At 54.1% G+C, this 13,322-nt stretch carries 12 protein-coding genes; 4 read left to right on the forward strand and 8 right to left on the reverse strand.

The window, feature by feature from the left end:
• Positions 1 to 60: 60 nt before the first annotated feature.
• A complete protein-coding gene (locus ACN0UH_RS15520) occupies positions 61 to 750 on the reverse strand; it encodes an ArsR/SmtB family transcription factor (RefSeq protein ID WP_417662899.1) in 690 nt (229 codons plus the stop codon).
• A gap of 73 nt (positions 751 to 823) precedes the next feature.
• Between ACN0UH_RS15520 and ACN0UH_RS15525 the strand changes: the two genes are divergently transcribed.
• The 4 genes from ACN0UH_RS15525 to ACN0UH_RS15540 all read left to right on the forward strand — a co-directional run bounded on the left by ACN0UH_RS15525 (position 824) and on the right by ACN0UH_RS15540 (position 4,537).
• Positions 824 to 2,101 (forward strand): MFS transporter, encoded by a 1,278-nt coding sequence (locus tag ACN0UH_RS15525; RefSeq protein WP_417662900.1) that lies wholly within the window; start codon positions 824 to 826, stop codon positions 2,099 to 2,101.
• A gap of 111 nt (positions 2,102 to 2,212) precedes the next feature.
• On the forward strand, positions 2,213 to 3,631 hold the full coding sequence (locus ACN0UH_RS15530) for a tetratricopeptide repeat protein (RefSeq protein ID WP_417662901.1): 1,419 nt from the start codon (positions 2,213 to 2,215) through the stop codon (positions 3,629 to 3,631).
• Positions 3,632 to 3,836: 205 nt separating this feature from the next.
• The gene (locus tag ACN0UH_RS15535) at positions 3,837 to 4,205 is read left to right on the forward strand and encodes a BON domain-containing protein (RefSeq protein ID WP_417662902.1); all 369 of its coding nucleotides are present in this window, start codon (positions 3,837 to 3,839) and stop codon (positions 4,203 to 4,205) included.
• Positions 4,206 to 4,339: 134 nt separating this feature from the next.
• Positions 4,340 to 4,537: a CsbD family protein gene (locus ACN0UH_RS15540; RefSeq protein WP_417662903.1), complete on the forward strand. Its 198-nt coding sequence runs from the start codon at positions 4,340 to 4,342 to the stop codon at positions 4,535 to 4,537.
• A 58-nt stretch (positions 4,538 to 4,595) separates the two neighbouring features.
• Here the strand turns inward: ACN0UH_RS15540 and ACN0UH_RS15545 are convergent, their stop codons facing one another.
• The 7 genes from ACN0UH_RS15545 to ACN0UH_RS15575 all read right to left on the reverse strand — a co-directional run bounded on the left by ACN0UH_RS15545 (position 4,596) and on the right by ACN0UH_RS15575 (position 13,243).
• Positions 4,596 to 6,002, reverse strand: a complete 1,407-nt coding sequence (locus tag ACN0UH_RS15545) for a rhomboid family intramembrane serine protease (protein WP_417662904.1) — start codon at positions 6,000 to 6,002, stop codon at positions 4,596 to 4,598.
• 109 nt (positions 6,003 to 6,111) lie between these two features.
• Positions 6,112 to 6,411, reverse strand: a complete 300-nt coding sequence (locus tag ACN0UH_RS15550; protein WP_417662905.1) for a DUF2845 domain-containing protein — start codon at positions 6,409 to 6,411, stop codon at positions 6,112 to 6,114.
• Between the two features lie 31 nt (positions 6,412 to 6,442).
• Positions 6,443 to 6,733 (reverse strand): DUF2845 domain-containing protein, encoded by a 291-nt coding sequence (locus tag ACN0UH_RS15555; RefSeq protein ID WP_417662906.1) that lies wholly within the window; start codon positions 6,731 to 6,733, stop codon positions 6,443 to 6,445.
• 11 nt (positions 6,734 to 6,744) lie between these two features.
• A complete protein-coding gene (locus ACN0UH_RS15560) occupies positions 6,745 to 9,843 on the reverse strand; it encodes a DUF748 domain-containing protein (protein ID WP_417662907.1) in 3,099 nt (1,032 codons plus the stop codon).
• 100 nt (positions 9,844 to 9,943) lie between these two features.
• Positions 9,944 to 10,960 (reverse strand): class I SAM-dependent rRNA methyltransferase, encoded by a 1,017-nt coding sequence (locus ACN0UH_RS15565; protein WP_417662908.1) that lies wholly within the window; start codon positions 10,958 to 10,960, stop codon positions 9,944 to 9,946.
• A 95-nt stretch (positions 10,961 to 11,055) separates the two neighbouring features.
• Positions 11,056 to 12,237: an acetyl-CoA C-acetyltransferase gene (locus ACN0UH_RS15570; protein WP_417662909.1), complete on the reverse strand. Its 1,182-nt coding sequence runs from the start codon at positions 12,235 to 12,237 to the stop codon at positions 11,056 to 11,058.
• Positions 12,238 to 12,370: 133 nt separating this feature from the next.
• Complete coding sequence (locus ACN0UH_RS15575) at positions 12,371 to 13,243, reverse strand: oxygenase MpaB family protein (protein ID WP_417662910.1); 873 nt, start codon at positions 13,241 to 13,243, stop codon at positions 12,371 to 12,373.
• Positions 13,244 to 13,322: the final 79 nt, after the last annotated feature.

The raw sequence follows: 13,322 nt of genomic DNA on the forward strand, positions 1-13,322 counted from the left end.
CGGGCCCTTTTTTTTGCCTGAAATAACCGCGTTTCCTACAGCGTCGGGCGAAAAGGCTGCTCAGCATTGAATGCCAAATTTTTTGCTTAGCTTGGTGGCCCCTTTAGGGGTTAAGGTGAGCGCCCTGGAGTCGAGATGACGGTTCATCCAGCCTTGTTTAAGCATCAAGTTAAGTAGCGCTGCTCCCAGTGCGCCACCTATGTGGGGCGAGCGCTCACTCCAATCCATGCAGGGATAGGCCAAACGTCTGCGTTGGTTGAGTGCGCTATCCACATCAAGCCCCATTTGGGCAAAGCTGTCTGCACCTTGTTTACTCAGGCAGTAATCGTTGCCTTGTAAATAAATCCAACCCTCTTGAAGCAATGCATCATGCAGCCCGACTGCAATTTCGCCAGCGCAATGGTCATAACAGGTTCTGGCATGCCTCAAGGCTGAAGGTGTGCTGGGTTTGAACGTCATTGCCCGGCGATCAGTGATCGACAGTAACGCCTCTAAGGCTTCGGCTACTTGGGCATTGCTCAGCCGGTAATAACGATAACGACCTTGAACATGCATCTCTACCAAGCCTTGCTCACGCAGACGTGCGAAGTGAGCGCTTGCGGTCGAAGCGCCTACATCGGCCAGTGCCGCCAATTCAGTCGCCGTGCGAGCACAGCCATCCAGCAGCGCGCAAAGCATTTTTGAGCGTGCAGGATCAGCAATTGCACCTGCCACCGCCGCCAGAGAAAGATCCGTAAACTCAGCATCCATAGTTCAGTTTTTCCCGAAGTGTCTATGTGCGAAGTCATCATACTTCGGCAAAAGCATATGAAGGAATACGTTGATGAGCACATCGAGCTTTTTTGGCAAAAAGGTAGTAGCTGCGACTTTTTTGATGGCCGTTTTCGGCTGGGGTATTGGTTTTTATGGCCCGCCGATATTTATGTATGCCGTGATGCAGAAGACCGACTGGTCTTTGGCGCAGTGTTCGGCAGCTGTGACTGTGCACTTTCTGGCTGGCACCTTGATCGTCGTGAAACTGCCTGTTTTGTATAAGCGAGCAGGCATTCCTTTAACGACGCTTTTCGGGGTGATAACCCTGGCTTTTGGTGTTTACGGGTGGTCGATAGCCGCCCAGCCGTATCAGTTGTTCATAGCAGCAACCCTCAGTGGGTTCGGTTGGGTCACGATGGGCGCCGCAGCGGTCAATGCAATCATCGCACCATGGTTCATCAGCAAGCGCCCAGGCGCCTTGGCTATGGCCTACAACGGCGCGAGTATCGGTGGTGTTATCTTTTCATCTGTTTGGGTCTATCTGATTGGCCAGTTTGGGTTTTCGCAGGCGTCCATTGGGGTCGGGGTTTTGTCGGTCTCAGTTATCGCAATGCTCTGTTTCTACGTTTTCAGGATTCAACCCGGACAGATCGGCCAATACCCCGATGGCGAATCCCACGATCCAATTGAGCAAACGCAAGCGCCATGCACTCCAGCGATATCACTTTGGAGGAATAGACAATTCTTCACGTTGACGCTGGCAATGTCTCTCGGCTTGTTCGCGCAGATCGGGCTGATCAGCCAGATGTTCTTGCTGTTAGTGGAGCACGTCGCGGAGCAAAAGGCAGGATTGGCAATGGGGCTGGCAACGGCAAGCGCAATAGCGGGCAGGTTTTTGTCCGGCTGGCTGCTATCGCCAGGCGCAAATCGCCGTAGGATTGCCGGCATGAGCTATGGTTGCCAGTTCGCTGGGTGCCTGATCTTGATGGGCATAAGCACTTTCCCTGAGTTGCTATGGATCGGCATGATCCTGTTCGGCATCGGTATTGGTAACGCAACTTCCCTGCCACCGCTTATCGCTCAATCCGAGTTTCCTCGTCAGCAAATTCAACGGGTCGTGACGCTGATCGTAGCAACTGCGCAGGGTTGCTACGCTTTTGCTCCGGTATTTTTTGGTGGGGCCAAATCATTGTTTGCAGGGGCGACGGGCGAGTTATTCATATTGGCTTTGGCTGGATGCATTCAAGGTCTTGCAATGCTCGCGCTTTTTGTTGGAAGTAAAGGTTCAGAGCACTCAGGGGTAATACTCAAGCCGTCAGGCAATGATGGGCAAAGTCCAAATATCTAGCGTGACGCGCTGCATGGCCTTGGCGTTTTCTAGGTGCAGATAATGCCCGCTGGCATTACGCTATCGCACTGGATGGCTAAGTACATGTTGAGCACTCAGGAATAACCACTTATGGACAAGACAGCTTGCCGCTATCACCCCGAGCAGCCTTCAACTTGGCTGTGCCGCTCGTGCGAGCGGAGTTACGGTGATTGTTGTATTCCCCTGAACATGGATGCGCCGGATGACGCGCCGCGTTGCCCCATGTGCAGTGGCCAGTTGGAGTTTCTGGGAGCGGCTAATACTGCGCAGCCGTTCTGGCAGCGTTTGCCAACATTTTTCCTCTACGCCTTACAGTCTGGGCCGCTGGCATTCGCCGCGCTGCTGGGCGTTGCCAGCATCTTCATGCCGCGTTCAATTATCTTGTGGGTGATTCTGTTCAGTATTGCCACTAAGTATTTTCACAGCGTAATTGAGTCGAATAGCCTTGCGATAAAGGCTGCGCCGAGTTTGAGAAGCGCTTTCAGTGGCGAAGGCTTCAGCCTGTTTTTCAAGCAGTTAGCCGTGTTCCTGATCGCCTTTGCGGCGTTGTGGTTGGCGGCGGACTTCAACAGTGAAGCGATCTATTGGTGTGTGAACATCGGGCTGTTGCTGGTTATGCCCGCAAGCATTATTCGCTTGGCGTTGGATAAAGACTTGTCCTCGGCATTGAGCCCGGAACAAGTCGGGCAGGTTATTTCCGCCATGGGCTGGCGTTATCTGATTCTGTGCGCGTTCCTGTTTATCCTCTGGCAGTCGCCGGGGTGGGTCGCTTATATGCTGTCTCATGGCTTGCCACGAGTGATCTTGCTGCCAGTGATGGCATTTGCCTTCGCCTATTTCGGCGTGGTGATGTGCGCGATGATGGGCTATGTGGTGTTTCAGTACCAAGGTGCACTGGGTTATGTGATTGTTGATGAAGACAGTCATGCTGCGTTCCCTGCTGAGGAGTACCTGCGGCGCAAAGCCTTAGCTGAAACTGAGATTCGGCTCAAAGAAGGGCAGAGTGCTAATGCTCTGGAGACGCTGACCGCTGCACTGGAAAAGAATCCTGATGACCTCAAGCTCAATGAGCGTTTTCATCAACTGCTATTTAACCTCAATGCCGCTGATCGGTGCTTGCGCCATCTAGCGCATTACTTGCCGCTAACATCCAAACTCAATCCGGCACTGGGTGCCACCGCGTTGCTCAATGCGCGCAGGCTTAAGGCTGATTATCTGCCCTCAGAGCCTGAGGTGTGTGAACGTATTGCTGAGGCGTTGAGCAAGCGTCATAAAAATCGTGAGGCCTTGAGCCTGTTGCGCAACCTGCATCAACGCGCACCGGATTATCCACATATCCCACGTGCTTATCTGTTGGCTGCTCGTACCTTTGCTGAAGGACTTGGGCAGGTTGAGCAAGCGCAAAAATTATTGCAGTTCGTTCGTGTGCGATACCCACAATCACCATTGCTGGCTGAGGTGGTAAATCTCGAGGCGACGCTGAGCAAATTATCGAACATGCCGGGTTGAGCTGAAGTTATCGTGCAATATGCCCGGTAGATTTTGATCGAACATGCGCATTGCACGAAAACTGAAAATTGGTGATGTTGATAACTATATGATTTATATGGATTTATTTGTATTTTATAAGTTGGCACAGGGCCTGCAATAGTACTGGTGACGCTGCAGCTAGGATCTGGCATGCAGAATAATCAAATGTACAGGAGCGATACCCATGAAAACGCCAATTAATAAGTTCGCCTTTGCCGCTATCACCGCGACCGCCCTGAGCTTGTCGCTGGCGGGTACCGCATTTGCCGATACCTCAAGCGCCATGCAGCCAACCATGCTGGCGGCTAATGACACCATGGATCAAGCCGGTGAAGTTGTGACCGATACCTGGATCACCAGCAAAGTGAAGTCGACCTTCCTTGCTGACGACAGCCTAAGCGCTTTGGATATCAAGGTTGAGACCAACAAAGGTGTTGTGTCGCTGTCTGGCGTTGTAGCAAGCGATGCAGAGCGTGACTTGGCGGTAGCCAAAACCAAAGAAGTCAACGGTGTTAAAGACGTTTCGGCTGACGGCCTGAAAACAGCTGACTAATACAGTTTGCTAAGTTTGCCAGCTGCAATTGCATCTGGCGTCTTCAACGCTACTTAATGTCCGCAATTTAGAGACCTCTGAAAGCTGCAGGGAGTGCAGTCGTTTTTTTCAGTGGTCTCGAACAGGAGCACACCATGAATTCTGATGTAATCAAAGGTAAGTGGAAGCAGCTCAATGGCCGCATCAAAGAGCGTTGGGGCAACCTGACAGACGACGATGTGGACGTAGCTGAAGGTCACAGCGAATACCTCGCAGGGAAGCTGCAAGAGCGTTATGGCTGGACCAAGGAAAAAGCTCAGGATGAGCTACGTGATTTCAGCGATAAGCTGTAATCAGCGCAACAATTTAAAAGGCCCGCAGCTAACTCTGCGGGCCTTTTGCATTTGAGTTTCAGTGGTTATTAAGGTGGTGAAGGTATATGCCGATTTGCGCAGTCTGCTCGCTATCCGGATAGGTGCGATTTAGAAACTGCGAGAGTTCGGCCACTGCTTTTAGGTCTTGTTGGCGACCAAGCTGTTTCGCCAGTTGCAAGGTCATGGCTGGCAGCATCGGTGGACGTTGTTTGGTTTTGCAGAGCAAACGCCAAGAGACGAGAGCAGAGGCGCCTTGATCGAGTCGCAGCAGGCGCTGTAATAGATGCAGTTGTACGTTTGGATGCCTCAGCAAAGACTGTTGCGCCGCGCTGCTGTCTGCCGCCAGTCGCTTGAACAGGAGCAGGCCCTGCGCTGAGTCAGGCAGCTTGAATAATTGTTTCAACACGGCGCTGAGCAGGGTTTTATCTTGACGGTTGAGCGCCAGTGAATACAGTTTCTCCAGTAGCGCAGGTCTATTCGGGTAGCGTTCCAGCATCGCTAGGCCGCGGGTACTGGCTTTTTCAAGCTCAAAACTGGCGATTTGCTTATCGAGGCCGGTCAGCTCACGTTTGAATTCGGCGTCTGGGTCGGTTTTATTCAAATAGTCTTGATCGACGCTTAACCTGTTGCCGAACTGAGCCAGGTAAATCGCCACAAAACCTGCACCCAATCCACCCAAGTGCGCATAGTAGTTGGTGTTGTCATTGGCCATGAGCAGCCCATAGAGCTCCTTGCCCATCCACACCGGCAGAATCCACAACGCTGGCGCACGAAAATAGCCAAACATCGGCCCCAGCCAGTAAAAGAAATTGATTTTGCGTAGGCCGTAGAGCGCCAGGTACATGCCCATCAAACCGGAAATTGCCCCTGATGCGCCGACGCCTGTGATCCAGGCCGGATCCATGACCCACCAGAGCAGGTGAGAGGCGACGCCGCAAGTGAGATAAAGGCCAAGATAGAGCCAGCGACCAAGGGCGATTTCCAAGGCAAAGCCGAAGATAAACAGAAAGAGCATGTTGCCTGCTAAATGGGCAAAGCTGCCGTGCAGGAACATGGCGCCGAATAGGCCTTCAACGCTAAACCGTGCAGGGATAAAACCGAAGCGCATGCTGCTGATTTGATCGCGCAGATGCTCAACCTTGCTGCGCTGTGCTTGCCAATCGTTGTCAGCTAGATAATCCGAGTTGTTGTGAATCGAGTTTTCAAACTGCAGGTCATACAGCACCATGCGCGCCATTTGATTGCGGCGCACTTGCTCAAGCTGTGTGGTTGCGCTGGCTGTCAGCTCGTGCCGGGCACTGAATGATTGAATAAATAGCGAGCGCTCCCGGCTGAGCAAACCTGCTTGCAGGTAGCTCTCGACTGCTTTCGCTTCGCGAGCGCTATCGCCACCTTGGTAGCCGAAATAGATCAGCACGTTGAGGGCGATCAACAGGAGTGTCATGACTGGCGGTTTTTTCCAGTCAAGAGGGTGCTCAGCAGGAAGAATTAGCATCGACAACCGATTGGTAGTGGCATTTTGCCGAGGAGCCTAGCACTGGTGATGGCTGGTGTCAGTTGCCGCGTTTACTGGTGACGCGTTTTAAGCGGTTGCCCTCAAAACGAATGAAATGATACATGCCACTGCGCGGCCCGTAGGCCCATTCCTCAATGGCAACTTCATTGGTGTAGCCGAACGAGTCGACTGTTTGTTTATAGCCAAGAAAGTCGCGACTGACAGGCTCGCCGCACTTGTCGAGGACTTCACTGGTCGAGTCGTCAGTGGTGACCAAAGCACTGCCGCAGCGCAGGCTGTCGGCCAAAACCAGGCTGCTGCAACCGAGCAATAGAAAGGCTGTCAGGAGTCGCTTCACATGGAGTCCTAATACATTGGCCCGGGATGGATTACTGGCGCTTGCGCTCAATATGTCGCAACCGGCTGCCTTCGAATGTGAGGATGCTGTTGACGCCGTTATTAGGGCCGTAAACCCATTCCTCAATTTTCATTTCGCGGCGTTCATAAGGGCCGAGGGTGTAGCCGATAACGTCGCGAAACGCTGGTGCGCCGCATTTGTCCTCGACCTCGAATGCGCGGTCGCCGGTGCTAATCAACTGGCTGCCACAGCGCATGGTGTCGTCGGCTTGAGCGACACCAGCCCCGAGTGTGACAGAGAGCAGTACCCATAAACGCTGCATATGTTCTCCAGTTACTCACTGCCAAGTTGCAGCGGAGAGGCAACTCGGCCATCAGTTGCGGCAGTACCTAAGCTGACATCGAGCAGGTAGATGCGCTCATCACTCAAGCCGTTCTGGGCCAAGTAATCCTTGATTGTTGCTGCACGTTCTTGAGCCAGTTTACGCAGCAGTAATTCGCTGCTGCTCCAGTGTGCGACGACTGCGTCGCTGAGTTTTTTGCTGCGTTGTTCGTCATCCAGCTCTGCCCATTCAGCAGGCGGCTGTTTTTTCAAGCGAGCACGGTATATGCCTTCAAGCATGGGGCCTTTTACGTCATCCGGCACCTCAAGCTCGTCGGCGTCGCCAGGGACGGTATCGCCACGGCGCTGGAGCATCTTGTAGTAGGTCGATTGATATTCTCTCTGCAGGCGCTGCTCAGCAAGAAGCGGACCGTCAGATGATTGTGCGCTCATGCCTTCCACTTCAAGGCGCAAGGCTGGGCGTTCGGCAAGGGCTTTGATCAAGGTGTCGAGCGAGGTTTGCGCCGTCTTGTCGAGCTCGCTGCTGCCTGCGGCAAACTGCACGTTACTCAAATCGACATCACTGCCGCCGGCAACCAAGCCACCAATGAATTTGAATGGCGCTGTTGCAGCGCGAACCACCAGGTTGCGCAGGGTCTGCCAAACGATTGGCATCACACTGAACTGCGGGTTGTTGAGATCGCCCTGTACAGGCAGGGCCAAGGAAATTTTGCCATCGCTGTCTTTGAGCAGCGCTACTGCCAGCTTGATCGGCAGGTCCACGGCGCTTGGGCTGTCGACTTTTTCGCCCAGTTGCAGTTGTTCTACGACCACACTGTTTTCGGCATTGAGCTTGCCGTTATTAATCTTGTAGTGCAGGTCCAGATTGAGCCGGCCCTTGCGAATACGATATCCGGCGAACTTGCCGGAGTAGGGCGTCAACGTGGTGAGTTCGACACGTTTGAACTGGGTGGCGATATCGAGGCTGGCCAGCGGATCAAACGGATTCAGGCTGCCTTTGATGCTAACCGGCGCGTATTTGTCGACTTTACCGGCAATATTGATTTTCGCGGGTTTTGGCGCACGGCTGTCGATAGTGCCAATCTGACCGTTGAGCTGCTGAATCGCCGTAGCAAAGTTGGGCGTCAAGCTAAAGTCGGCAAAGTTAGCAGAGCCATCGGCAATGTTGATTGCGCCAATATGGATACCCAGTGGCTTGCCCGCGGGTTCGGCTTTGGCATTGGGGTCTGCTGGTTGTGGGATCACCAGTTCACTGACGTTGGTGGTCAGGTCTTCGTTGATCAGGAAGCGCGCGTAAGGGTTGTCCAGACTGACTTTATCGATGCTCAGGCTGTCGCCGTGCTTGTAGCTCAGGCCAGTCAGATCGAGTGTCTTCCAGCGCACAAAATCGCGTTGCTTGAGCGTATCAAGTGTATGTAACTGGCTGACTTGGGCATTACCTGTAACGGTCAGCTGCAAGGGATCTGTGCTGGGCAGTGCAACATTCAACTGGCTGCCAAGCATGCCGCTGCGCAGTTCCAGGCGCACAAATGGGTCCATATAGGCTTGCGCCACGCGCAGATCGATATTGCTGGTGGTGACGTTCAGGTTGGCGGTGGTTGGTGCCAGCTGAACCTTGCCTTCCGCCTGAAGCTTGCCTTGTTTGCCTATACCGGTATCGAGCTTGATATCGAACGGTGCGGAGCCCTGGCTGTTGAAGTTTTTGATGTCGAGGTTGAGCGGACCAAGCTCGAGCGCCAAATCTTTCTCTGGCACCTTGTCGGTCAGATGCACCTGATAGTCGCGCAATTGCACGTCTTTGAGCAGCACAACCCACGGCTTGCTAGCTTCGGGGGTGGCCGCTTGAGTTGCTGGTTGGTTTTCTGAAGTAGCCGCAACCTGTTGCTCTTTACCGGTTTTGTCAGTGGCAGTTGGCGCTTCAGCGGTTTTTGCTACTTCTGTGTTCGCTGGTACAGGTTCAGGCGCTTGTGGCTCAGGAGCAACCTCGGCCACGTCTTGTGGGGTTTCAGCCTTGTTTGCTGCTGCGTCAGATGGTTCGGCGGTTGTCGCAGCGGCTGGTTTTTCCGGGGCCTTTTTAGGCTCGGGTTGGCTGGCAAAGAGTTTTTGCCAATCCAGTTCGCCATCGGCTTCACGACTGGCCCAGGTTTCGAGTTTCTGGCTGCGAATCTTGCCAACCACAACCTCTTGTTTAACCAAATCCAAGGTTGTATCGCTAACTTCAAGGTTCTCAAGATTGACCAGCGGACGCCCGTCCGGTGCTTTGATGGCGAAAGGGGAGACCTTTAGTTCGAGATTGTTCAGGCGCAGCTCTGTGCTTTTGGCCAGATCAAGCGTGTAGTCACTCGACAGATTAAGCACGCCTTTTTCCAGATCAAGCGGCACGGCATCACGCACGTATGGCCAGAAGCCTTTCATCTGCGCATCGGTGACTTTAATGCTGCCTGTTGACGTGATGGGCACCAAGCTGACTTTACCGGTCCAGTCGATGCGGCCGCCCCGTGGCCCCGTGGCTGACAACGTCATCGCTGCGTTGTCGTCGGGCAGGGTGCTGAGGTTGTTCAGCTCAAGGTTTAGCGCGTCGTAAACAAAGTTGATCGGCTCGCTTGGGCGCAGGTCCTGAAAGTGTACATAGCCATCAACCAGCTTGATCCGGTCGATACGCACCGGGAAAGGTTCGCCAGCTGGCTCTTCGGTTGCAGGTTCTGGGCTTTCAGGCAGTTTGAATAACTGCGTCAGGTTGAGCCCGCCCTCTTTGTCGAAAAGAATTTCGCTGTGGGCTTTATCCAGTTCAATGTCGGCAAGGTGCAGCGCTTTAGTCCATGCGCTGTCGGTTTCGACATTGGCATACAAGCGCTCGAAGGCAATGTGCTTGGTTTCACCGGCACCAACGCTCATGCCCCAAAGTTTCAGCTCCAGGCTGAACGGGTTGAACTGTATGCGTTCAAGCTTGGCCGGTTGTGTGGCGTACTGCGCCAGCTGTTGATTGATCACGCGCAGGCCAACGCCAGGGATGACCAAAAAGCCCAGCAGGGCATACAGGCCAATGCCAAAAATCAGGGTGCCAGCGGTGTATTTCAGTCCTTTGTACATAGCTAAGCGTCATCTATCCCGACAAGAAATGCTTTTGAGTATGGCACGCTTGGATGGGTTGAATGAAGTCAGTGCGAGTTTGCCAAGTGATGCAATGCCCTTAAAACTGCAAAATCAGGGTTTTCAACGGTGGTTGGCCATCGTTTGATGGGAAGTCAGCAGCCGGGCTGATTACTTGCCAGTCACGCACGGGGCGCCCCAGTTTACTGGCGCAGCGCAGAACTTGTTCGCGCCAGTCGCTGATCGCCACTTTGGCCAGATTGTTACAGCAGATAAGTACACCTTCGTCTGCAGTGGCCAAAATGGCAGGCTTTAGCAAGCTTTGGTAATCACGCAGCAGATCGACTGTGCCGAATGCGCTTTTCGCCCAGGCTGGTGGATCAAGCAATACTAAATCGAACTGCTGTGGGGCGAGTCGTGGATAGCTCGGTAGTTTTTGCCCGCGCCGCTGGGCAATAGGTAAGCCGGCGAGTTGGCGGATAGCTGGAAAGTAGTCCGATTGGATAAATTGCATCGGTACCAGTTCTGGATTGAGTGCGCTATTTTCACGGCCAACAGCAAGGTTGCCTTCAGCGAAATCAAGATTGGTCACCGCATTAGCGCCACCAGCAGCAGCCGCTAAACCCACGCCACAGGTGTAGGCGAATAGGTTGAGCACGCTTTTACCCGCGCTGTGTTGTTTGACCCAGCCGCGAGCATTACGCAGGTCGAGAAACAGCAGCGGGTCTTGCCCTGCGTGGCGTCCGCGCACTCGGTACTTAAGGCCCCATTCATGGCCGACCAAGTCTTCTAGTGCTGCGTCTTGTGCTTTATAAACGGGGTCTTGGCGGTCGATCCGCGAATTGCCTTTTGAGCGATCGTTGTAGACCAGCAGCAGTGGCTGCTCAAGGAATTCATTGCACTTATCAGCGAGCTGTAAAAGCTCTTCTGTGGTCAAGCTCTGATGAAAACTCTGAACCAGTAATTGCGGGCCGTAACGGTCGATGGTCAAACCGCCTGCACCTTCTTGGCTGCCGTGAAACAAACGATAGCAATCTGTGCCTTGGCTGTGCAGCTGTTCGATTAGCGGTTTACGGTTTGCCAGTGCGGCGCGCAGCGCCAAGATGAGAGCGGACATGCGCGACGACTCAAGAGGGGAAAGTGAGCTAGTTTATCAATAAAAATGCCGGTGCTGAGTAACAGCACCGGCATTTAGGGGGAGGAGGGCGTTAGTTAATTGCGCTCAATGGCAAGTGCAACACCTTGGCCGCCACCAATGCACAGAGTGGCCAAGCCTTTTTTCGCATCACGCTTGATCATTTCGTGCAGCAGGGTGACCAGCACGCGGCAACCGGATGCACCAATCGGATGGCCGAGGGCAATGGCGCCGCCGTTAACGTTGATCTTCTGAGCATCCCAACCCAGCTCCTTGTTAACCGACAGAGCTTGCGCTGCAAAGGCCTCGTTGGCTTCGATCAGGTCGAGGTCTTCAATTGCCCAGTTGGCTTTCTCCAGGCAGCGGCGAGTTGCGGAAACCGGACCGATACCCATGATCGCTGGGTCGACACCGGCGTTGGCATAGCTGGCAATACGCGCCATAACGGGCAAGCCGAGCGCCTTGGCCTTGTCTGCGCTCATCAGCAGTACCGCAGCGGCGCCATCGTTGAGGCTGGAAGCATTACCGGCAGTCACGGTGCCATCTTTTTTGAATGCGGCCTTGAGTTTGCCCAGTGATTCGGCAGTTACCCCGGCGCGTGGGCCTTCATCCTTGGCGAAGGCAATAGGGTCGCCTTTGCGTTGAGGGATCATGATCGGGGTGATTTCAGCGTCAAAGCGCCCGGCTTCAGCGGCCGTCACGGCTTTTTGCTGTGACGCGGCGGCGAAAGTATCTTGCTGTTCACGGCTGATGTCGTATTTTTCGACCAGGTTCTCGGCGGTTATGCCCATGTGATAGTCGTTGAAGGCATCCCACAGACCGTCGGTAATCATGCTGTCGATGATTTTCGCGTGGCCCATACGCAGGCCCGTGCGTGCAGCCGGCATGACGTATGGCGCGAGGCTCATGTTCTCCATGCCGCCAGCGATGATTACATCGGCGTCACCGCAGCGAATTGCCTGTGCGCCCAGGTGCAACGCCTTGAGGCCAGAACCGCAGACCTTGTTCAGGGTCAGCGCCGGTACTGCATTTGGCAGCCCGGCAAGGATCGACGCCTGACGAGCCGGGTTTTGGCCGGAAGCTGCGGTCAATACTTGGCCGAGGATGACCTCGTCAACTTCAGCCGCATTAATGCCGGTTTGCTCAAGTAGACGGCGAATAACCGCTGCGCCCAGTTCTGGCGCTGGAATGCTCGACAGCGCCCCTTGAAAGCTGCCAATTGCGGTACGTGTGGCGGCGACTATTACGACTTCTTGCATGGTTCTGTCCTCATCCTCAAAGGGTGAACAAGGTGATGCTTGTCCACCATAATTGCGCGACTAACCTAGGTGTTCGCAGGAGCAAATGGGCCATATCTTGGCATACTGCTCGGCGATGCGACCAGCCTTAGACTTATTTGACAATGCCCAAGCGGCGGCGAGCGCGATGGATTGAGCCGTTGCGCACAGCCCAGCGCAGCAAGGGTGCAAGCCGGTTAATGCGCAGACGAATCCAACGGCTGCGCCGCTCGCTGATAGATTGTCCAAACATGGTTTGCGCCCAGTCTGGCAGTAAATCAATGCCGCCTTGCATAAACAGCTTTGCGACAATCCCGGCCAGCATGTTTGGTGCGGGGGCGTTGAGTAAAATTCGCAAAATTTCCCTTGAGCGCTCATCACACAACAACTGCGGCTGCATTTTGTCGAGGTATTGGCTGATCTCTGCTCGCGAGCGCGGCACATTAATGGCACCCAAGCGTTCGGCAATCTGCGCAGTTTCGGTGTAATAACGATCCTGATCCGCGCCCGATAATTCTGGGTTGCGATAGCGCAGATGCGACTGCAGAAAGCTGTGCACTTCGGCCACATGAACCCAGGTCAGAAGCTCTGGGTCGCTGGCTGCGTAAGGGCGCCCATCCGGGGCAACGCCGGTGACTTGCAAGTGAATGGTTTTGACCTTTTCGATCAACCAGTCGGCATCGGCTTTGGCGCCATAGGTGGTGCCGGATATGAATAGCCCGGTACGGCGCAAACGGCCGAGCAAGTCTTCACGAAAGTTCGAGTGATCCCACACCCCAGCCAGTGCCAGCGGATGCAGCGCCTGCAATAACAGGGCGCTGATACCACCGACCAGCATGCTGGTGAAGTCGCCATGAATCTGCCAACTGACTGACTCTGGGCCAAATAAACCGGGGTCGCCTTTTGGCTTTTCAAAGTCAATTTGCCTCAGCGCGAGACCGCTGAGTGCTAAAACCTGACTTTCGATTTTTCGGCGAATATATTCCATGGCGCGAGTGTGCGGCTTATATGCCTGAGCTACAAGATAGGCCTGTAACCCGGTGTGCCGCTTAAGACCTGATCCCCTT

The organism is Pseudomonas sp. (assembly GCF_048265905.1).
Lineage (GTDB): Bacteria > Pseudomonadota > Gammaproteobacteria > Pseudomonadales > Pseudomonadaceae > Aquipseudomonas.

What these genes read in the sequence shown, in the direction of transcription:
- ACN0UH_RS15520 (WP_417662899.1), bottom strand. Translation starts at nt 750, where the DNA reads ATGGATGCTGAGTTTACGGATCTTTCTCTGGCGGCGGTGGCAGGTGCA.
- ACN0UH_RS15525 (WP_417662900.1), top strand. Translation starts at nt 824, where the DNA reads ATGAGCACATCGAGCTTTTTTGGCAAAAAGGTAGTAGCTGCGACTTTT.
- ACN0UH_RS15530 (WP_417662901.1), top strand. Translation starts at nt 2,213, where the DNA reads ATGGACAAGACAGCTTGCCGCTATCACCCCGAGCAGCCTTCAACTTGG.
- ACN0UH_RS15535 (WP_417662902.1), top strand. Translation starts at nt 3,837, where the DNA reads ATGAAAACGCCAATTAATAAGTTCGCCTTTGCCGCTATCACCGCGACC.
- ACN0UH_RS15540 (WP_417662903.1), top strand. Translation starts at nt 4,340, where the DNA reads ATGAATTCTGATGTAATCAAAGGTAAGTGGAAGCAGCTCAATGGCCGC.
- ACN0UH_RS15545 (WP_417662904.1), bottom strand. Translation starts at nt 6,002, where the DNA reads ATGACACTCCTGTTGATCGCCCTCAACGTGCTGATCTATTTCGGCTAC.
- ACN0UH_RS15555 (WP_417662906.1), bottom strand. Translation starts at nt 6,733, where the DNA reads ATGCAGCGTTTATGGGTACTGCTCTCTGTCACACTCGGGGCTGGTGTC.
- ACN0UH_RS15560 (WP_417662907.1), bottom strand. Translation starts at nt 9,843, where the DNA reads ATGTACAAAGGACTGAAATACACCGCTGGCACCCTGATTTTTGGCATT.
- ACN0UH_RS15565 (WP_417662908.1), bottom strand. Translation starts at nt 10,960, where the DNA reads ATGTCCGCTCTCATCTTGGCGCTGCGCGCCGCACTGGCAAACCGTAAA.
- ACN0UH_RS15570 (WP_417662909.1), bottom strand. Translation starts at nt 12,237, where the DNA reads ATGCAAGAAGTCGTAATAGTCGCCGCCACACGTACCGCAATTGGCAGC.
- ACN0UH_RS15575 (WP_417662910.1), bottom strand. Translation starts at nt 13,243, where the DNA reads ATGGAATATATTCGCCGAAAAATCGAAAGTCAGGTTTTAGCACTCAGC.